General features: G+C 74.8%; 18 protein-coding genes. 4 read left to right on the top strand and 14 right to left on the bottom strand.

Annotation, left to right across the window (positions count from 1 at the left end):
- Positions 1 to 410: 410 nt before the first annotated feature.
- Positions 411 to 1,652, top strand: a complete 1,242-nt coding sequence (locus EEW87_RS16260; RefSeq protein ID WP_123091207.1) for a class I SAM-dependent methyltransferase — start codon at positions 411 to 413, stop codon at positions 1,650 to 1,652.
- A 21-nt stretch (positions 1,653 to 1,673) separates the two neighbouring features.
- On the opposite strand, the gene EEW87_RS16255 is transcribed toward EEW87_RS16260, so the two are convergent.
- Positions 1,674 to 1,952, bottom strand: coding sequence for a hypothetical protein (locus EEW87_RS16255; protein ID WP_148041535.1), 279 nt, complete (start codon positions 1,950 to 1,952; stop codon positions 1,674 to 1,676).
- Here EEW87_RS16255 and EEW87_RS16250 point away from each other — a divergent pair.
- A complete protein-coding gene (locus EEW87_RS16250) occupies positions 1,918 to 2,937 on the top strand; it encodes a glycoside hydrolase family 3 N-terminal domain-containing protein (protein ID WP_123091558.1) in 1,020 nt (339 codons plus the stop codon). The genes EEW87_RS16255 and EEW87_RS16250 overlap by 35 nt on opposite strands.
- Positions 2,938 to 3,110: 173 nt before the next feature.
- Here the strand turns inward: EEW87_RS16250 and tsaD are convergent, their stop codons facing one another.
- The 9 genes from tsaD to glmS all read right to left on the bottom strand — a co-directional run bounded on the left by tsaD (position 3,111) and on the right by glmS (position 12,575).
- Positions 3,111 to 4,202, bottom strand: a complete 1,092-nt coding sequence (gene tsaD / locus EEW87_RS16245) for a tRNA (adenosine(37)-N6)-threonylcarbamoyltransferase complex transferase subunit TsaD (protein WP_123091209.1) — start codon at positions 4,200 to 4,202, stop codon at positions 3,111 to 3,113.
- The gene (rimI, locus tag EEW87_RS16240) at positions 4,199 to 4,693 is read right to left on the bottom strand and encodes a ribosomal protein S18-alanine N-acetyltransferase (RefSeq protein WP_123091210.1); all 495 of its coding nucleotides are present in this window, start codon (positions 4,691 to 4,693) and stop codon (positions 4,199 to 4,201) included. The genes tsaD and rimI overlap by 4 nt, the downstream gene beginning before the upstream one ends.
- Positions 4,690 to 5,433 carry a tRNA (adenosine(37)-N6)-threonylcarbamoyltransferase complex dimerization subunit type 1 TsaB gene (gene tsaB, locus EEW87_RS16235; RefSeq protein WP_318825923.1) on the bottom strand — a complete coding sequence of 248 codons (744 nt, stop codon included), beginning with the start codon at positions 5,431 to 5,433 and terminating at the stop codon, positions 4,690 to 4,692. The genes rimI and tsaB overlap by 4 nt, the downstream gene beginning before the upstream one ends.
- The gene (tsaE, locus tag EEW87_RS16230; RefSeq protein ID WP_123091211.1) at positions 5,433 to 5,915 is read right to left on the bottom strand and encodes a tRNA (adenosine(37)-N6)-threonylcarbamoyltransferase complex ATPase subunit type 1 TsaE; all 483 of its coding nucleotides are present in this window, start codon (positions 5,913 to 5,915) and stop codon (positions 5,433 to 5,435) included. The genes tsaB and tsaE overlap by 1 nt, the downstream gene beginning before the upstream one ends.
- Positions 5,912 to 7,039, bottom strand: a complete 1,128-nt coding sequence (locus EEW87_RS16225; RefSeq protein ID WP_123091212.1) for an alpha/beta fold hydrolase — start codon at positions 7,037 to 7,039, stop codon at positions 5,912 to 5,914. Before EEW87_RS16225 ends, tsaE begins: the two co-directional genes overlap by 4 nt.
- Positions 7,039 to 8,232: an alanine racemase gene (alr, locus tag EEW87_RS16220; protein ID WP_123091213.1), complete on the bottom strand. Its 1,194-nt coding sequence runs from the start codon at positions 8,230 to 8,232 to the stop codon at positions 7,039 to 7,041. The genes EEW87_RS16225 and alr overlap by 1 nt, the downstream gene beginning before the upstream one ends.
- Positions 8,233 to 8,279: 47 nt before the next feature.
- Positions 8,280 to 9,110: a GNAT family N-acetyltransferase gene (locus EEW87_RS16215; RefSeq protein WP_123091214.1), complete on the bottom strand. Its 831-nt coding sequence runs from the start codon at positions 9,108 to 9,110 to the stop codon at positions 8,280 to 8,282.
- Positions 9,107 to 10,576 (bottom strand): bifunctional ADP-dependent NAD(P)H-hydrate dehydratase/NAD(P)H-hydrate epimerase, encoded by a 1,470-nt coding sequence (locus EEW87_RS16210; protein WP_240341620.1) that lies wholly within the window; start codon positions 10,574 to 10,576, stop codon positions 9,107 to 9,109. Before EEW87_RS16210 ends, EEW87_RS16215 begins: the two co-directional genes overlap by 4 nt.
- Before the next feature lie 139 nt (positions 10,577 to 10,715).
- Positions 10,716 to 12,575 (bottom strand): glutamine--fructose-6-phosphate transaminase (isomerizing), encoded by a 1,860-nt coding sequence (glmS, locus tag EEW87_RS16205; RefSeq protein ID WP_123091215.1) that lies wholly within the window; start codon positions 12,573 to 12,575, stop codon positions 10,716 to 10,718.
- Positions 12,576 to 12,694: 119 nt separating this feature from the next.
- Between glmS and coaA the strand changes: the two genes are divergently transcribed.
- The gene (coaA, locus tag EEW87_RS16200) at positions 12,695 to 13,642 is read left to right on the top strand and encodes a type I pantothenate kinase (protein WP_224766887.1); all 948 of its coding nucleotides are present in this window, start codon (positions 12,695 to 12,697) and stop codon (positions 13,640 to 13,642) included.
- A 61-nt stretch (positions 13,643 to 13,703) separates the two neighbouring features.
- Here coaA and EEW87_RS16195 read toward each other — a convergent pair whose 3' ends face one another.
- A complete protein-coding gene (locus tag EEW87_RS16195; RefSeq protein ID WP_240341619.1) occupies positions 13,704 to 14,591 on the bottom strand; it encodes a LysR family transcriptional regulator in 888 nt (295 codons plus the stop codon).
- A gap of 95 nt (positions 14,592 to 14,686) precedes the next feature.
- Here EEW87_RS16195 and EEW87_RS16190 point away from each other — a divergent pair, with 95 nt between their 5' ends.
- Positions 14,687 to 15,706, top strand: a complete 1,020-nt coding sequence (locus EEW87_RS16190; RefSeq protein ID WP_225985052.1) for a YeiH family protein — start codon at positions 14,687 to 14,689, stop codon at positions 15,704 to 15,706.
- Between the two features lie 93 nt (positions 15,707 to 15,799).
- On the opposite strand, the gene EEW87_RS16185 is transcribed toward EEW87_RS16190, so the two are convergent.
- The 3 genes from EEW87_RS16185 to EEW87_RS16175 form a co-directional block, all read right to left on the bottom strand.
- Complete coding sequence (locus EEW87_RS16185) at positions 15,800 to 16,552, bottom strand: aggregation-promoting factor C-terminal-like domain-containing protein (RefSeq protein ID WP_148041536.1); 753 nt, start codon at positions 16,550 to 16,552, stop codon at positions 15,800 to 15,802.
- Positions 16,553 to 16,687: 135 nt separating this feature from the next.
- Positions 16,688 to 18,046 carry a PhoH family protein gene (locus EEW87_RS16180; protein ID WP_123091562.1) on the bottom strand — a complete coding sequence of 453 codons (1,359 nt, stop codon included), beginning with the start codon at positions 18,044 to 18,046 and terminating at the stop codon, positions 16,688 to 16,690.
- 325 nt (positions 18,047 to 18,371) lie between these two features.
- Complete coding sequence (locus EEW87_RS16175; protein WP_068273231.1) at positions 18,372 to 19,127, bottom strand: isoprenyl transferase; 756 nt, start codon at positions 19,125 to 19,127, stop codon at positions 18,372 to 18,374.
- Positions 19,128 to 19,177 lie beyond the last annotated feature (50 nt).

The raw sequence follows: 19,177 nt of genomic DNA, 5'->3' as shown, positions 1-19,177 counted from the left end.
CATCTCTGCACGAAGGGGTGTGCTCCGTCAGAGCATGTCACCTGGACGAATCGCACCGAGACCACAGCCAGATCCGGGCGTGACACATCATGACGTCGCGCCGGTCTGCGCGGAAGGAGCCTCCCGAGCTGAGCTCGACCGCGTGACCCCGCTGGTGCGGGCGCGCGCAGGAGATCAGCCACCCGTCTGCCCGGCGCAGGGACCGTTGGCAGCCCCCGGAGGGACGAAGGGGGACCTCACTGGCGAAGGGGCCAGAGAGGTCCCCCTTCGCGTGGGGTCTGGCCGACCGGAGGAGGTCTCAGGGGGCCACGCCGACGACGGGTCCCCTTCGCGCAGCGCGCAGCACGGCACGGCCTGGGGAGGCCGGGCCGAGCGGCGCACCGCGCGAAGGGGGGTGAGAGGGTGGGGCGGTGGACGTCACGACGGTCAAGGCCCTCGCGGGTCCCCAGGGGCACGAGCTGCTGAGCTCGCTCCCCCCGTACGACGAGTCGCAGGTGCTCGCGGTGCAGGGCCGGCTGCGGGCGCAGGGGCACTCCCCCGAGCTCGTCGCCGCGGCGCTCACCCAGCACCGGCTGCGCCACCGCGCCCGGGACAAGTTCGGCGAGTTCGCCGACGGCATGCTCTTCACCCCCGACGGGCTCGAGCAGGCCACCCGGCTCGAGGTGGCCGCCACTCACGCCGCCCGCTTCGCCGCCGCCTCGCTCGCGACCGTCCACGACCTCGGCTGCGGCATCGGCTCGGACGCGATGGCGATGAGCTCTCTCGGCGTCACCGTCCAGGGCCTCGACCGCGACCCCGTGACCGCCGCCGTCGCCGACAGCAACCTGCGGCCGTGGCCGGACAGCCGCGCACGCGTCGGCCTGGCCGAGGACCTGCAGCCCCCGGCGGACCCGATCCACGCCCGGGTCGGCATCTGGCTCGACCCCGCGCGGCGCACCCCCGGTGTCGCCGACGCGCAGGGGCGCACCCGTCGGGTCTTCCGGCTCGAGGAGCTCTCGCCGTCGTGGGACCTCGTCCTCGAGCTGGCCACCGCCGTGCCGGCGACCGGGGTGAAGATGTCGCCCTCTCTGCCGCACGACGTGCCCCCGCTGGGCACCGAGGCGCAGTGGGTCTCCTACGACGGCACGGTCCTCGAGTGCTCTGTGTGGTGGGGCCCCCTCGTGCGCACCGCCGGGCGCAGCGCGCTCGTCATGCGCCACGGGGCGCCGAGCGTGCGGGTCGACCAGTCGCACGCCGACGAGGACCCGCCCGCCGTCGCCTCGCTCGGCGGGCTCGGCGCGCACCTCTACGAGGCCGACCGCGCGGTGGTGCGGGCCGGTCTCGTCGGCGCGCTGACCCGAGAGGTCGGCGGGGCGGAGGTCGAGCCCGGTCTGGGGCTCGTGACGAGCGAGAGCGCGCACGACGTCCCCTTCGCCCGCGGCTACCGGGTCGTCGAGGCGATGCCCTACAACGTCAAGGTGCTGCGCGCCTGGCTGCGCGAGCGCGGCATCACCGGTCTGACCATCAAGAAGCGCGGGATCCGGGTCGACGACGAGCAGCTGCGACGCGGGCTGCGCATCGGCCGCGGGGCCGGCGACGGGGCCCAGGCGGTCGTCGTGCTGACGCGGGTGGCCGGCGAGAGCGCGGCGGTCGTCGTCGAGCCGCTCGCGTAGCGTGACCCGGGTGACGCACCGCTACCTCCTCACCCCCGCGACCCTGGCGGTCCTCGCCCTCGCCGCGTGCTCGGGGGACTCCCCCGTCTCGAGCAGCACCGGCACGAGCAGCACGTCCTCCAGCAGCGCGTCCTCCAGCGGCACCTCGAGCAGCACCTCCCCCAGCAGCGCCTCGAGCCCGAGCAGCAGCACCACCTCGAGCGCCACGAGCAGCACGTCGAGCACCCCGGTCGTCTCGTCCTGCGTGAGCCGCACCGTCGCGGCGATGACGCCGACCCAGCACGCCGGCCAGCTGCTCATGGTCGCGCTCACCCCCCAGATGGGCACGAACGGCCTCGACGTACAGCTCGCCGACGGGCTCGGCAGCATGCTCTACCTCGGCGGCTGGACCGGCCGGGCGAACGTCGCCGCGACGAGCGAGCACCTGCAGGACTCCGCGGTGCGCGTCGGCGGCACCCGCGTCGGTGTGCTCGTCGCGGCCGACCAGGAGGGCGGCGAGGTCCAGCAGCTCACCGGCGAGGGCTTCTCGACCATCCCTTCCGGGCGTGAGCAGGGTGCCCTCGCACCGGCCGAGCTCACCCGGCAGGCGAAGGGGTGGGGAGCCGAGCTCGAGCAGGCGGGGGTCAACGTCAACCTCGCCCCGACGACCGACACCGTCCCCGCCGAGATCGGCCGGGGCAACGCCCCCATCGGGCAGTACGGGCGCGAGTACGGCTCGACCCCCGCGGCCGTGACGCGGGGCGCGACGGCCTTCGCGAAGGGCATGCACGCGGCGGGTGTCATGCCGACGACGAAGCACTTCCCCGGCATCGGCCGGATCACCGGCAACACCGACGCGACGGCCTCGGGCATCACCGACTCCACGGCGACGACGTCGGACCCGCACCTCGCCCCCTTCGCCGCCGCGATGCGGGCCACGCCGACGCTCGTCATGGTCGGGTCGGCCCGCTACCCGAAGATCGACGCCGACAACCAGGCGCCCTTCAGCCGGGCGGTCGTCACCGACCTGCTCCGCGAGCAGATGGGCTTCGACGGCGTCGTCGTCACCGACGACGTCGGGGTGGCCAAGGCGGTCGCGGACGTGCCCGTCGGCCAGCGCGCGACCCGCTTCATCGCCGCCGGGGGCGACGTCGTCCTCACCGCCGACGCGACCCAGACGCAGACGATGACCTCCGCGATCGTGCGCCGGGCGGCGTCCGACGAGGACTTCGCCGAGCAGGTGCAGGCCTCGGTGACGCGCGTCCTCACTCTGAAGGAGGACATGGGCCTGCTGCGCTGCGGCTGACCCCGTCCGCGCTCGCCCCTCCGCCGGCCCCCCGTCGCCAGCCCCCCCTCGCCGCCGGCTGCCGACCCGGCTACCACGCCGTACTGGTCGTGATCGCCCCACCTACGGCGTGGTAGGTGGAGGCGTAGCCGAGCACGAAGGGGGCGCGGCGGGGTGCGAAGGGGGCGGCGGCCTCAGTGGGCGTGGTCGTGGTCGACGTGCACCGGCAGCCCGGACTGCACGTCGGTCACCGGCATCGAGGAGTCCGCGGGGAGCGACAGGTCGCTCGCGGGGCGGCCCTTGATCATCATCTGCGCGCCGAGGCTGGCGACCATCGCGCCGTTGTCGGTGCACAGGCCCGGTCGCGGGATGCGCAGCTCGATGCCGGCCGCGTCGCAGCGCTCCTGGGCCATCGCCCGCAGCCGCGAGTTGGCGGCGACACCTCCGCCGACCTGCAGCGCGGCGACGTCGTGCTCGGTGCACGCGAGGACGGCCTTGCGGGTGAGCACGTCGACGACCGCCTCCTGGAAGGACGCGGCGACGTCGGGCACGGAGATCGCGACGCCGTCGGCGCGCTGGTGCTCGACCCACCGCGAGACGGCGGTCTTGAGCCCCGAGAAGGAGAAGTCGAAGCGGTGGCGCTGCATGTCGCGACCGGTCGTCAGCCCGCGGGGGAAGTCGATGACGACCTGCCCGTCGCGCGCGGCCCGGTCGACGTGCGGCCCGCCGGGGAAGGGCAGCCCGAGCACCCGCGCGACCTTGTCGAAGGCCTCGCCGGCCGCGTCGTCGATCGTCGAGCCGAGGCTGCGGATGTCGTGCGTGACGTCGGGGACGAGCAGCAGCGAGGAGTGCCCGCCCGAGACGAGCATCGCGAGGGTCGGCTCGGGCAACGGCCCGTGCTCGACGATGTCGACGGCGACGTGGCTGGCGAGGTGGTTGACCCCGTACAGCGGGACGCCGAGGGCGACGGACAGGGCCTTCGCCGAGGCGACGCCGACCATGAGCGCGCCGGCCAGACCGGGCCCGGAGGTCACGGAGATGCCGTCGAGGTCCTGCAGGCGCACACCGGCCTGGGCGCACGCACGCTCGAGGGTCGGGACCATCGCCTCGAGATGGGCGCGGCTGGCGACCTCGGGCACGACGCCGCCGAAACGGGCATGCTCCTCGACCGAGCTGGCGATCGCGTCGACGAGCAGCTCCTCGCCGCAGACGATCCCGATGCCGGTCTCGTCGCACGACGTCTCGATGCCGAGGACGAGCGGGGTGGAGGTGGTGGGCGGGGTCATCGGCTCTCCGGTCCGTCGGGCGGCGAAGGGGTGTCGAGGTCGAGCCCGAGGACGAGCGCGTCGACTCCCCCGGGGTAGTAGCCGCGTCGGGTGCTCAGCAGCCTCATCCCGGCGGCCTCGTACATGGCACGGGCCGGGACGTTGTCGGCGCGCACCTCGAGCAGCAGGCGGGCGGCGCCCCCGGCCCGCGCCCGGGCGACGAGTTCGTCGAGCAGCGACCGACCGAGCCCGCGGCGGCGGCCGCGCGGCGCGACGGCGATCGTCATGACGTCACCCACCTCGCCGCCGTGGTCCAGACCGGCGTAGCCGAGCACGCCCTCGTCGTCCTCGACGATGACGTAGTCGCGCCGCGGACGCGCGGCGAGCTCGCCCCACCAGGACTGCTCGGACCACGCGTCGTCGGGGTAGATCTGCTGCTCGAGCGCGGCGAGCGCGGGGATGTCTCGCCACCCGACCGCGCGCCACGTCGGCGTCGTCGCGGTCGCGCTCACTGCTGGGTCGCCCCCGCGGGCCCGGCGGAGGCGGTGCCGGGCGTCTGCTCGTCCTGGCGCTGGGCGCCGATCGCCGAGCGTGGCACCGACGGGGTGGCGTCGGGGCGGCGGAGGTACAGCGGGTCGGTGGGCTGGTCGAGTCCGAGGCGGTGCCGGGCCAGGGCGACCCCGCCGAGCGCGGCGGCGGAGACGTCGAGCGGGCCGTCGGCGTTCGCCAGCGCCTCGGGGTAGAGCGAGGGACCACGACCGGCGGTGGGCAGGACGCGCTCGCCCTCGGGCAGGTCGACGGCGCGGCTGACGAGCGGACCGCGCGTCAGCTGCCAGGGCAGCGCGCTCTCGTCGCCCGCGGCCTGCGCGTAGACGCTCGCGTAGACCTCCTTGCGTCGGGCGTCGGTCGCGACGAGCAGCGGGCCCCGCCCCCCGGCGAGGTACCACTCGTGGGCGATCGCGTCGTGCGAGGGGACCCCGAGGACGGGCACCGAGCGGGCGAGGGCGAAGGTCCGCGCGGTGACGATGCCGACCCGCAGGCTCGTGAAGGGACCGGGGCCGGTGCCGACCGCGACGAGCTCGACGTCGGCCGGCGTCGCACCGGCGGCGGCGAGCGCCCGCTGCACGAGCGGCGCGAGGAGCTCGGTCGTGCCCCGGGGGTCGACGACGTGCTCCTGCGCCAGCAGGCCGCCGTCGAGGTCGAGCAGGGCGACGGCGACGGCCGAGGTCGAGGTGTCGAGCGCGAGGAGCATCAGACCTCCGCGGTGAGGGATCGGACGAGGGCGTCGGCGGGCGCGCCGGCCCACCGGCCACGGCCGGTGAGGGTCAGCGTGCGCGCCTCGGTCTCGGGGTCGGCGGCGAGGGTGATCTCGAGGCGGTCCTCGCTGAGGTCCTCGACGAGCCCGCTGCCCCACTCGACGACGGTGACGCTGTCGGTGAGGTCGGTGTCGAGGTCGAGGTCGTCGAGCTCGGCGGCGCCCCCGAGCCGGTAGGCGTCGACGTGCACGAGAGCCGGCCCGCCGACGAGGCTCGGGTGCACCCGGGCGATGACGAAGGTCGGCGAGGTGATCGGCCCGCGCACGCCCACCCCGTCGGCCAGGCCCTGGGTCATCGTCGTCTTGCCGGCGCCCAGGCCGCCGGTGAGCACGACGAGGTCGCCGGCACGCAGGGCCTCGCCGAGACGTCGGCCGGCCTCTCGGGTGCTCTCCGGGGTCGGCAGCGAGATCGAGGTCATGCGCTCGCCCCGACGCCCGACCCGGTGTCGCGCACCTCGGCCCCTGCGGCGGAGCGGCCGCTGCGGGCCCGCGCGGCGACGCCGCGCTCGACGAGCGCGAGGAGCTCGCTCGTCACGACGTCGGGCCGCTCCATCGGCAGGAGGTGACCCGCGCCGGGCACGACGACGTGCATGCTCCGCGGCACGAGGTCGACGATGGCCTCGCTGTGCGACGGCGGAGTCAGCTGGTCACGGCTGCCGCCGAGCACGAGCACCTCGGTGCGCGCCAGCCCGGGGAGTGCGTCGCGGACGTCGAGCTCGTCGAGCTGGGGCAGGAAGGCCGCGATCGTCGCCAGCGGGGTCGAGAAGATGACGTCGGAGAAGTACGACAGCGTCTCGTCGTCGGCCCTCTCGCCGAAGCCGTAGCGCTGGACCGCCGTGCGCTCGGCGTCACGACCGACGCGCCGCAGACCGCCCCAGACGCCGTCGCGCGAACCGAGGCGGCGCAGCAGGCCCGGGCCGAGGCGCACGACGAGGCCGTCGAGCAGGGGCCCGAAGCCGACGCTCACGAGTCCGCCGCCGCCCGCGCTCGTCGACACCAGCCCGACCGCGCGCACCCGCTCCTCGACGAGCGCGGGCTGCTGCTGGGCCAGGCTCATGATCGTCATGCCGCCCATGGAGTGCCCGACGAGCACGACCGGGCCGCTCGGGACGACGGCCTCGAGGACGCTGCGCAGGTCCCGGCCGAGCTGCTCGATCGTGCAGTCCGAGAGGTCGCCCTGCCCGGACAGCCCGTGGTTGCGCTGGTCGTAGGTGACGACGCGGTAGCCCTCGAGCACGAGGCGCCGGCGCTGGTGCGCCCACGTCGTGAGGTCGATGGTGAAGCCGTGGACGAGGACGACGGTGGGACGACCGCGGCGGGTCGCCCCCTTCGGCTCGTCGACCTCGACGTGCAGGACGGTGCCGTCGGTCGCGAGGACCGACTCGACCCGACCGGGGGTGAAGCCCCACGGGTGGGTGCCGTCGGGGTGCGAGGTGCGGACCGGGCCGTGGCCACGGCGAGCGGCGATCGCCCCGGCGCCCGCGGCGATGACACCGGCGCCCAGCGAGGCCCCGAGCGCGGTCTTCGTGCGTCGCGAGGCCATCACGCCCGCTCTCCCGCGCCGGCCCCGCCGAGGTAGACCCGCGGCACGCGGGCGCCGATGCGGGTGACGACCTCGTAGTTGATCGTGCCGGCCGCCTCCGCCCAGTCCTGCGCGGTCGGCTCGCCGTCGACGCCGCGGCCGAGGAGCACGACCTCGTCACCGGGCTGCGCGTCGCTGCCCGGGCCGAGGTCGACGACGACCTGGTCCATGCACACGCGTCCGGCGATACGCAGGCGGTCTCCCCCGACCTGGATCGGGCCGGCGTTGCCCGCGTGGCGCGGGATGCCGTCGGAGTAGCCGAGCGGCACGAGGCCGAGGCGGGTCGCCCGCGCGGTCGTGTACTCGTGGCCGTAGGAGACGCCCTGGCCGGCCGGGGCGTCCTTGACCGACACGAGCCGAGCGGTCAGCCGCATCGCCTCGCGCAGCCCGAGGTCCTCGGGCGACCCGAGGTCGGGCACCGGCGACAGCCCGTAGACCGCCAGACCAGGACGGACGAGGTCGAAGGCGGCGGAGGGGTTGGTGAGGGTCGCCGCGGAGTTCGCGAGATGACGAAGGGGGATCCGCAGCCCGAGCCGCTCGGCCCGCGCGCACGTCGTCTCGAAGACCTCCTGCTGCGCGCGCACCGTCGGGTGCTCGGGGGCGTCGGCCCAGGCGAAGTGCGACCAGATGCCCTCGACCTCGACGACCTGCTCGGTCGCGAGCTGGGCCGCCCGGCGCAGGACGTGCTCGAGGTCCTCGCCCCACGACCCGCCACGGCCCAGGCCGGTGTCGACCTTGAGGTGGGTGCGGGCGGTCAGGCCGGTCTCGCGAGCGGCACCGGCGATCGCCTCGAGCGCCCACGGGGAGCCGGCGGACAGGGTGATGCCCGCCCGGACCGCCTCGGTGAGGTCGTCGCCCGGGGCGAAGAGCCAGGTGAGCAGCGGCGCGTCGACACCGGCGCGGCGCAGCCCGAGGGCCTCCGCGAGCTGGGCGACGGCGAGGTAGCGCGCCCCGCCGGCGAGCGCGGCCCGGGCCGAGGGGACGAGGCCGTGGCCGTACGCGTCGGCCTTGACGACGGCCATGACGCCGGCCTGACCGGCCCGGCGGTCGAGCTCGACGACGTTGTCGCGGATCGCGTCGAGGTCGACGCTCACGCGGCTCGTGCCGAGGTAGGGCGGGGCTGACGAGGTGGGCTCGAGCGAGGCGGTGGACATGGTCGTCCCATCCTAGGTCGGCCGCCCCGGGCGACCGCGCAGGCCGCTCAGCGGGTCCGGCGCCACTCGTAGGGGGTCGTCGTCGTCACCCGCACGAGGCCCGAGCGCTCGAGGATGGGCCGGGACCCCTCGGTCGAGTCCGAGTGGATCCAGCGCACCCCGCGCCGCATCGCCGAGCGGGCCCGCTCGGCGGTGAGCGCCCGGTAGACGCCCTGACGGCGCCACTGCGGCAGGGTGGCCCCGCCCCAGATGCCGGCGACCCCGGAGTCACCCACCGGCTCGAGCCGGCCGCACGAGATCACCTGGCCGTCGTGCTCGGCGACCCACATCTCGAGGTCGTCGCGCCCCGACATCACCCGTCGCACGATCTCGTCGGCGATCCGGCGCGCGTCCTGCGGCGAGCTGTCGAAGACGGCAGCCGCGCACGCCTCGGCCGCGCGCAGCCCCCCTTCGTCCTCGACCCGACGGATGGTCACGCCGTGCGGCAGCGGCAGGTCGAGCGCGAGCGCGCTCGCCGCGCCGATCATCACCGACTCGACCTCCTGCGGCTGCAGGCCGTGCGCGCGCAGCGCCTCGTCAAGGCCCGGGGCCTCGTCGTGGCCGCGTGTCTTCCACTCGACGACGTCGACCGCCGGGTCGTCGAGGAGCGGACGCACGACCCGCGCGACGAGGTCGGCGACGCCGTCGGCGTCGAGACCGCCGAGGTCGCGGTAGGTGACGAAGCCTCGCTCGGCGCCGTAGCGCCCGACGAGGACCGGGCCGACCCGCTCGACGCGGTCGGCGGAGGGCACCTCGCCCTCGGCACGCAGGTGCTCGTCGTAGAGCGCGAGGAGCGCGGCCCGGTCGGGGGTGGCGGCGGCGAAGGGGGTGTCGGTCACCCCGGCGATGCTGCCAGGAGGCGCGCGAGGGTTCGACCGATTTCTTCGGCGACGGCGAGGGCCCGGACGGGGCCGCCGCCGCTCGCGTCGTGCGCGGCCTCGCCGTGGACGAGCGCGCCGAGGGCGGCGGCTGTCGCGGGGTCGAGCCCGGCGGCGAGCAGGGTGCCGACGAGACCGGTGAGGACGTCGCCGGAGCCGGCCGTCGCGAGCCAGGCCGGGGCGCTGGACTGGACGAGGACCGGACCGCTCGGGGGCACGACGAGGGTGCTCGCGCCCTTGAGCAGGACGGTGGCGCCGGTGAGCTCGCCGATCCGCCGGGCGTGCGTCACCGGGTCGGCCTCGACGTCGGCCCGCTCGACCTCGCCGCCCCCGAGCCGCGAGAGCAGCCGGGCGGCCTCGCCGGCGTGCGGCGTGAGCAGGGTCGGGGCGTCGCGGACCCCGGTGACGAGGTCGAGGCCGCCGGCGTCGAGGAGGACCGGCAGACCGGAGTCGAGGGCCTCTCGCGCGACGTCGAGCTGCGCCTTGGCCCCCTTCGCCCGGGACGCGACGTCGAGACCGGGGCCGATCGCCCAGGCCTGCACCCGTCCGGGCCCGTGGGTGGCCTCGGGCACGGAGACGCGCACGAGCGCCTCGGGCTCGGGGGTGCCGACGTAGCGCAGCATCCCCACGCCCGCGGTGACCGCCGCCGTCGCGGAGAGCACCGCCGCCCCGGTGTAGGACTCGCCGCCGGCGACGAGCCCGAGGACGCCGCGGGAGTACTTGTCGTCGCCGCGCTGCGGGACCGGCCACAGGGCCGCGACGTCGTCGGGGTCGAGCGAGGTGACGGCCGGCTCGCCGGGCGCCCGGACACCGATGTCGATGACCGTGAGCAGGCCGGTCGTCGACTCGGTGGGCGGCAGCAGGTGCACCGGCTTGGGCGCGACGAAGGTCACCGTCTCGTCGGCGAAGACAGCGTCGGGCACGACCGGTCCGCCGTCGACGGGCTGCCCGGAGGGGGCGTCGACGGCGATGACGTAGGCGCCGGGGTAGATCGCGTCGACCCAGTGCCGGGCGAAGAGCGGGACCCCCGGGCGTCCCCCGAGGCCCGTGATGCCGTCGAGGACGACGTGCGCGGCGGAGATCGTCGCGAGCGCCTCGGGACCGTCACCCGCATGGAGCTGTGCGCCGGCGGCGGCCGCGGCGTCGGCGGCCTCCTGCTGGGCCGCCACCGCGGTCGTGTCGTGGACGACCGCGGCGACGTCGAGCCCCTTCTTCGCGAGCCGGTGCACGGCCCACAGGGCGTCGGCGCCGTTGTTGCCGGGGCCGACGAGCGCGACGACGCGCTGGCCGTCCTGCTCGCGCAGCCGGTGGCGGGCCACCTTCGCCAGCGCCTTCGCGGCGCGGCGCATGAGCTCGCCGGACTCGAGGAGCTCGGGCTCCCCCTGCTCGGCGGCGCGGACCTGGTCGGCTCGGTATCCGTGGATCACCCCGCCGACGCTATCCCCCTTCGCGCCGTGCGACCGGCCCCCGCCCCGACGCGACCGGCCCCGCTGCGACGCGAGCTACCACGCAGTACTGGTCGTCATCGTGACCAGTACTGCGTGGTAGCTCGCGGCAGAGCCCGCGTCACTCGACGGTGACGGACTTCGCGAGGTTGCGCGGCTGGTCGACGTCGAGGCCCTTGGCCGTCGACAGGTGCAGGGCGAAGACCTGCAGCGGGATGACCGTGAGCAGCGGCTGGAGCAGCGGCGAGGTCTTCGGCACCCGGATCACCTCGTCGGCGAAGGGCACGACGTCCTCGTCGCCCTCCTCCGCGATGACGAGCGTGCGCGCCCCGCGCGCCCGGATCTCCTGGATGTTGGAGACGACCTTCTTGTGCAGGCCGTGGGGGGTGTCCGGTCCGGGCACGACGACGAAGACCGGCTGGCCGGGCTCGATGAGCGCGATCGGGCCGTGCTTGAGCTCACCGGCCGCGAAGCCCTCGGCGTGGATGTAGGCGAGCTCCTTGAGCTTGAGCGCGCCCTCCATGGCGATCGGGTAGCCGACGTGGCGCCCGAGGAAGAGCACCGAGCGGGAGTCGGCCATGAAGCGCGCGATCTCCTCGACGCGGTCGGTCGACGCGAGCAGGGTCTCGATGTGCTCGGGCATCTCGTGCAGCTCGGCCATGACCTGCTTCGCGTCGTCCGCGTAGGTCTGGCCGCGCAGCTGGGCGAGGTAGAGGCCGAGGACGTAGCAGGCGGTGATCTGGGCGACGAAGGCCTTCGTCGACGCCACGGCGATCTCCGGGCCGGCGTGCGTGTAGAGCACGGCGTCGGAGCCGCGCGGGATCGTGCTGCCGTGGGTGTTGCAGATCGAGATCGTGCGGGCCCCGAGGTCCTTGGCGTGCTTGACCGCCATGAGGGTGTCCATCGTCTCGCCGGACTGGCTGATCGACACGACGAGGGTGCGGGCGTCGACGATCGGGTCGCAGTAGCGGAACTCGTGGGCCAGCGAGACCTCGACCGGGATCCGGGTCCAGTGCTCGATGGCGTACTTCGCGACCATGCCCGCGTAGGCGGCGGTGCCGCAGGCGACGACGTAGATCCGGTTGACCTCGCGCAGCTCCTCCTCGGAGATGCGCAGCTCGTCGAGGACGAGCCGTCCGTCCTCGTCGGTGCGACCGAGCAGCGTGTCCCGCACGGCGGCCGGCTGGTCGTGGATCTCCTTCTCCATGAAGGTCTCGTAGCCACCCTTCTCGGCGGCCGCGGCGTCCCACGTGACCTCGTAGTCCTTGCCCTGCGCGGGCGTGCCGTCGAAGCCGACGATCGAGTAGCCCTGCGGGGTGATCGTGACGATCTGGTCCTGCTCGAGCTCGACGGCGTGCTTCGTGTAGCCGATGAAGGCCGCGACGTCGGAGCCGAGGAAGTTCTCGCCCTCGCCGACGCCGACGACGAGCGGGCTGTTGCGGCGGGCGGCGACGACCGTGTCGGCGTCGTCGGCGTGCACGGCGAGGAGGGTGAAGGCGCCCTCGAGCCGGTTGACCACGTCACGCATGGCCTCGGTGAGGTCACCGGTGGCGGCGAAGGCACGGGCCAGGAGGTGGGCGGAGACCTCGGTGTCGGTCTCGGAGGTGAAGGTGACGCCCTCGGCGAGCAGCTCGTTCTTCAGCGCGTGGAAGTTCTCGATGATGCCGTTGTGCACGACGGCGAGCTTGCCGTCGGGACCGCCGCGGTGCGGGTGCGCGTTGGCGTCGGTCGGGCCGCCGTGGGTGGCCCACCGGGTGTGCCCGATCGCGGTGCGCGACGTCGGCACCGTCGCGCCCTCGAGGGCGGCGGTGAGGTTGGCGAGCTTGCCGGCGCGCTTGGCGGTGAAGACCTCGTCCTGCGACACGAGCGCCACGCCCGCGGAGTCGTACCCGCGGTACTCGAGGCGTGCGAGCCCCTCCATGACGACGCCGAGCGCCTTGCCGTCGGTGTCCGGGCCGACATATCCCACGATTCCACACATGGGCCGAAGCGTATCTGCCACGGCCCGAAGGGGTCTCATCACGACGCGCGGGGGGACGCGCCGCCGTGCCGACGCGGCCGGTCAGCCGTCCCGGCCCGCCGGTGGGGCACACTGACCGCGTGTCACCGGCGCCCGTCCCCTCCCCGTATGTCGAGCTCGACCGACGCGACTGGGCGCGACTTCGCGAGAACCACCCGCTGAGCCTCGACGAGGCCGACCTCGCCCGGCTGCGCGGGCTCGGCGACCCGATCGACCTCGAGGAGGTCGAGGAGGTCTACCTCCCCCTGTCGCGACTGCTCACCTTCTACGTCTCGGCGACGACCCGGCTGCACCGCATCACCTCGACCTTCCTCGGCGAGCGCCCCCCGCAGTCCCCCTTCGTCATCGGCGTCGCCGGCTCGGTCGCCGTCGGCAAGTCGACGACCGCCCGCATCCTGCGCGAGCTCATGCGCCGCTGGCCCGACACCCCGCACGTCGAGCTCATCACGACCGACGGCTTCCTGCTGCCCAACGCCGAGCTCGAGCGACGGGGCCTGCTGCAGCGCAAGGGCTTCCCCGAGTCCTACGACCGGCGCGCGCTGCTGCGCTTCATGGCCTCGGTCAAGGCCGGCCACCGCGAGGTCCGCGCCCCCGTCTACTCGCACCTCACCTACGACATCGTCCCCGGCGAGCACGTCGTCGTGCGCCAGCCCGAGGTGCTCGTCGTCGAGGGGCTCAACGTCCTGCAGCCCCCCATGGCGCGCGGCGACGGCCGGCCCGGCATGGCCGTCTCGGACTACTTTGACTTCTCGGTCTACGTCGACGCGCACGTCGAGGACATCCGGGCCTGGTACGTCGAGCGCTTCCTGCACCTGCGCGAGACCGCCTTCGCCGACCCGGCGAGCTACTTCCACCGCTACGCGGCCCTGTCCGACGACGAGGCCCGCGAGCGCGCGCTGCAGATCTTCCGCGACATCAACGAGCCCAACCTCGTCGACAACGTCCTGCCGACGCGCAGCCGAGCCACCCTCGTGCTGTCCAAGGACCGCGAGCACCAGGTCCGTCGGATCCGCCTGCGCAAGCTCTGAGGGCGGGCGAAGGGGGACCCGGCCCCGTCGGGTCCGCGTCCGCCGGCCGGCCGGTCGCGGGCTAGACCGCGGCCGCGAGGACCGAGGCGACCATGCCCGTCGGGCGGCGCGAGCCAGTCCACACGGCGCGCAGCTCGCGGGTGAGGTCGACGCCGTCGACGCGCACCTCGACGAGCTCGCCGCTCGCGAGCAGCCCGGCGACCGCGAGCTCGCTGAGCACCGCGGGCGACTGCGCCGACAGGGCGGCGATGCGCACGGCCGTGCTCGTCGTCAGCTCGAGCGCGGGCCGCACCGCGAGGCCGTGCTGCTCGAGGGCGTCCTCGAGCGCGACCCGCGTGCCCGACCCGGCCTCGCGGACGAGCAGCGCGGTGGCGGCGAGCTCCGACGCCGTGACCGGGAGGCGACGTCGTCGCGCCCACGGGTGCCCCGGAGCCACGACGACGACGAGCCGGTCGCTCGCGACGACCGTGCTGTGCAGCCCGCTCGGCACCCGCCCGTCCTCGACGAAGCCGATGTCGGCCTCGCCGCCGCGGACCGCACGGGCCACCTCCGTGGAGTTCGCCGCGACGAGGGCGACCTCGACGTCGGGATGGGCGGTGCGCAGCGGCACGAGCCACCGCGGCAGGAGGTACTCCGCGATCGTCATGCTCGCGGCGACGGTGACGGCGCTGCGGCCCGACACGAGGGTGCGCTGGGCGTCGGAGAAGCGGGCCGCCGCGGCGAGCAGGTCACGGGCCCAGTCCACGACGAGAGCGCCCTGCGCGGTGAGCACGGTCCCGGACGGCGTGCGCTGCAGCAGGGTGACCCCGGTCCGGCGCTCGAGGCGCAGCAGCGAGCGGCTCGCGCTCGGCTGACCGGTGCCCACCGCGGCGGCGGCCGCGCCGATGCTGCCCGTCTCCGCGACGGCGACGAGCAGCTCGAGCACGGCGAGGTCGGGCCAGGTGGTCACGCGGCCACCGTAGCCCTCGCCCATGCCCCGTGGGCATGGGTCCATGGCAGACCGGGGCCTGGCGCACCCCCGGCCACGAGACGAGCGTGGGGTGCATGACCCAGGCAGTGCTCGTCCCGGACCGCGCGCCGACCGCCACCCGTCACCGCACCGGCGCCGGTCCCGGCCTCCTGCTGGCCCTGTCGGTCGCGCTCCTCGCGCACGGCTTGCACGCCACGGTGCCGGCGGCGCACCCGTCTCTCGTGGCCGTAACCGTCGGCGGGGCCGCCGGGCTCGCCGGTCTCGTCCCCCGCGTCGCCGCCCCCGGGGTGGCCGTCGCGGGACGCACGGTGCTGCGCTGGGCGGTCGTGCTCCTCGGGCTGCAGCTCTCGCTCACCGAGGTCGTCGGCCTGGGCCCCGGCGTGCTCGTCGTCGCCGCCGTCGTCGTGACCGGCGGCGTCGTGGGCACCCTGGCGATGGGTCGCGCGCTCGGGGTGCCTCCGGCGATGCGCCTGCTGCTCGCGTGCGGCTTCTCCATCTGCGGCGCGGCCGCCGTCGCCGGCGTGCGCGATCTCGCCGACGCCGACGACGAGGAGGTCTCGGCGGCCGTCGCGCTCGTCGTCGTCCTCGGCACCACGACGATGCTGCTCCTCCCTCTCGGCCTCGCCCTCACCCCGCTCGACGTCCGGACCCGCGGCGTCGTCGTCGGCGCGTCGGTCCACGAGGTCGCCCAGGTCGTCGTCGCCGGGGGCCTCGTCGGCGGCGCCGGCCTCGGGGCCGCCGTGGTCGCCAAGCTCGCCCGGGTCGTCCTCCTCGCGCCGACGCTGCTCGCCCTGCGCCTGACGACCGCACGGCGGGGCGCCGCGGTCGCGGCCCGCCCGCCGCTGCTGCCGTGGTTCGTCGCCGGCTTCCTCGTCCTGGCCGCCGGGCGCAGCCTCCTCGACGTGCCCCCGCCCGCGCTCGCCGTAGCCGGCGAGGTCCAGGGCGTGGCCATGGCGGCCGCGATGTTCGCCCTCGGCTGCGGCCTGCGGCGCGAGACCCTGCGCCGGGTCGGGGCCCGTCCGGTGCTCCTTGCCGTCCTCGCGACGCTCCTCGTCCTCGCCCTCGCGCTCACCGGCGCCCTGCTCCTGGGGTGACACCCGGCGCCCCCGGGCACGACGAAGGGGGACCGCTCGGCGGTCCCCCTTCGTCAGCTGCGAGCCGGGCCCGGTGCCGGCTGCGAGCCGGTCTCAGTACCAGTGCGGGTCGTTGTTGCTCCAGAACTGGTAGGCCGCGCAGGGCGAGCCGTAGGCGTCCTTGATGTACTTCATGCCCCAGCGCATCTGCGTCTCGGGGTTCGTGCGCCAGTCCGGGCCGGCGGTCGCCATCTTCTCGGCGGGCAGGGACTGCGGGATGCCGTAGGCGCCCGAGCTCGCGTTCGTCGCGTCCCACTCGAAGTCGCTCTCGCCGATCCACAGCGACTGCAGGCAGCCCCACTGGTCGTCGGAGAAGCCGTGGTCGCGCATGATCTCGATCGCGTACGGCTTGGGATTGGCCTGGACCGCCTTGAGCCGGTCGGTCTTGGCCTTCGCGGCGGCCTTGCGCTTGGCGAGCGCCTTCTGCGCGGCGGCCTTCTTCTTCGCCGCAGCCTGCTCCTTGGCCTTCTTCGCCTCGGCGATCCGCTCCTGCTCGCGGCTCTCGCTGCGGCTGGCGGCCGCGGAGCGCCGCTCGTCGGCGAGGCGCTGGGCGTCGGCCGAGCCGGTGCTGTCGGTGAGCGCGGTGAAGGCGTCGCCCACGGGGGCAGCGCGCCCGGTGAGGGCGACGTCGGACTGCGGCGCGGCGGTGGCCGGTGTCTCACCGGTGCCGACGGCTGCGCCGACCGAGGCGATGAGGGCGACGGCGATGCCCGACCCGACGACGGGTCGCTTCATCGCGGCGGCCGACGGCATGCGCCGACCGCGGGTGCGCGTCACTCCGTGCCGCGGGGTGTAGTCCGTGCTCAACAGGTCCTCCCTCATGCAGCGACCACCCGCGCTCGTGGGTGGTCGGCTGCCGTGCCGGTGGGCGTCCTCGTCGTGCGGGACGCTCCGTTACCGTTTCGAGACCTTACCGTCAGCCCCGGGGAGGACTCAAATCGGCTAGAGCTCGCCCCCTTCGAGCAGGTCCGTCACGAGCGCGGCGATCGGGCTGCGCTCGCTGCGGGTGAGGGTGACGTGCGCGAAGAGGGGGTGACCCTTGAGCCGCTCGATGACCGCTGCGACGCCGTCGTGACGCCCGACCCGCAGGTTGTCGCGCTGGGCGACGTCGTGGGTGAGGACGATCTTGCTGTTCTGCCCGATGCGCGACATCACGGTGAGCAGGACGTTGCGCTCGAGGCTCTGCGCCTCGTCGACGACGACGAAGGCGTCGTGGAGCGAGCGCCCCCGGATGTGCGTGAGCGGCAGGACCTCGAGCATCTCGCGGTCGATGATCTCCTCGACGACCTCGCGCGAGACGAGCGCGCCGAGGGTGTCGTAGACCGCCTGGGCCCACGGCCCCATCTTCTCGTCGCCGGAGCCGGGCAGGTAGCCCAGGTCCTGGCCGCCGACGGCGTACAGCGGGCGGAAGACGACGACCTTGCGGTGCTGACGCCGCTCCATGACCGCCTCGAGGCCCGCGCACAGCGCGAGCGCGCTCTTGCCGGTGCCGGCCCGCCCACCGAGGCTGACGATGCCGACGTCGGGGTCGAGCAGGAGGTCGAGGGCGATCCGCTGCTCCGCGCTGCGGCCGTGGAGCCCGAAGGCGTCCCGGTCGCCGCGCACGAGGCGGACCTGGCGGTCGGCGGTGACCCGCCCGAGCGCGCCCCCGCGCGGGGAGATGAGCCGCAGGCCGGTGTGGCACGGCAGGTCGCCGAGGTCGTCGTGGCTCATCCGCCCGTGCTCGAAGAGCTCGTCGACCTGCTCGACCGTCACGTCGAGGTCGGTGATGCCGGTGAAGCCCGAGTCGATGACCGACTGCTCGGCGCGGTACTCCTGGGCGTCGAGCCCGAGGGCCGAGGCCTTGACCCGCATCGGCAGGTCCTTGCTGACGACGGTGACGCGACCGCCGTGCACCGACAGGTCCTGCGCGACGGCGAGGATGCGCGTGTCGTTGTCACCGAGGCGGAAGCCCGCGGGCAGCACCCCCGGGTCGGCGTCGCCGAGCTCGACCCGCAGCGTGCCGCCGTCGTCGCCGACGGGGATCGGTGCGTCGAGACCGCCGGCCTCGACCCGCAGGTCGTCGAGCAGGCGCAGCGCGGTGCGGGCGAAGTAGCCGAGCTCGGGGTGGTGGCGCTTGGCCTCGAGCTCGGTGATGACGACGACCGGGAGGACGACGTCGTGCTCCTTGAAGCGCAGCAGCGCCCGCGGGTCGGACAGGAGCACGGAGGTGTCGAGCACGTAGGTGCGGGTGGCCTCGTCCTGGTCGGGGAGCGGGACCGGGTCAGCCGCGAGGCGCTCGGACGGGGCGAGGTGGGTCATCATGGCCACTGCGATCTCCTCCGCACGCTCGCGCCGACCGGCGCCAGCGCGCCGTCAGTATCGGTGCGAGTGCCGGGACCGGGCCGCGGGCTGGAGCCGGGGCCGGGTCCGGCCCCGTCCTCGAAGCGAGTGCTCCATCGAAGGCCTCCCGGACGGGTCCCGCGGGAGTGCGGTGCCCGTCATTCGTGACAGTAGGTCGACGACCTCGGCGGGCGACCCCACGACACGGGCGTGTCGCGAAGTTCACCGGGTGCTGACCCGGGGTTCACAACGGGGGTCGCCCCATCTGTCTCACGAGGCGCACGCGCCCCGTGCGCACCAGCGGTCAGGACCCGAAGCGGCGCTGGCGTTCTCCGTAGGCGCGCAGCGCGCGCAAGAAGTCGACCTTGCGGAAGTCGGGCCAGTAGGCCTCGCAGAAGTAGAACTCGCTGTGGGCGCTCTGCCACAGCAGGAAGCCCGAGAGCCGCTGCTCCCCGGACGTGCGGATGACGAGGTCGGGGTCGGGCTGGCCGGCCGTGTAGAGGTGGTCGGCGATCGTCTCGGTCGTCACCGAGCGGGCGACGTCCTCGAGGCTCTCGCCGCGCTCGGCGGCCCGGCGCAGCATCTCGCGGACCGCGTCGGCGATCTCCTGGCGACCGCCGTAGCCGACGGCGACGTTGACGTGCAGGCCCTCGACGTCGGCGGTCTGCTCGGCGGCCCGGCGCAGGGCCGCGGCGGTCTCGACGGGCAGGAGGTCGAGCGCGCCGGCCGGGTGGACCCGCCAGCGGGCGCTCGCGGCGATGTCGCCGACGACCCCCTCGATGATCCGCAGCAGCGGCTGCAGCTCGTCCTGCGAGCGCGTGAGGTTGTCGGTGGAGAGCAGCCACAGCGTGACGACCTCGACACCGGCCTCCTCGCACCACTGGAGGAAGTTGGCGATGTTCGCCGCCCCCGCCCGGTGGCCGTCGTCGGTGCGGGCCCCGCGGGCCCGGGCGAAGCGACGGTTGCCGTCGACGATCATCCCGACGTGGCGGGGCACCCCGACACGGGCGACCTCCTTGGCGAGGCGGGCCTCGTAGGCGGCGTAGAGGGGATTGCGCACCCGCTCTCGCCTCCCTTCGTGGTCGATGACGCGAGCCTCGCGCGGACCGG

Origin of the sequence: Janibacter melonis, assembly GCF_003721155.3 — a bacterium.
GTDB classification, from domain to species: Bacteria; Actinomycetota; Actinomycetes; order Actinomycetales; family Dermatophilaceae; genus Marihabitans; species Marihabitans melonis.
The sequence above is the reverse complement of the archived record's forward strand: the minus strand, read 5'-3'. Positions and strand labels throughout refer to the sequence as shown.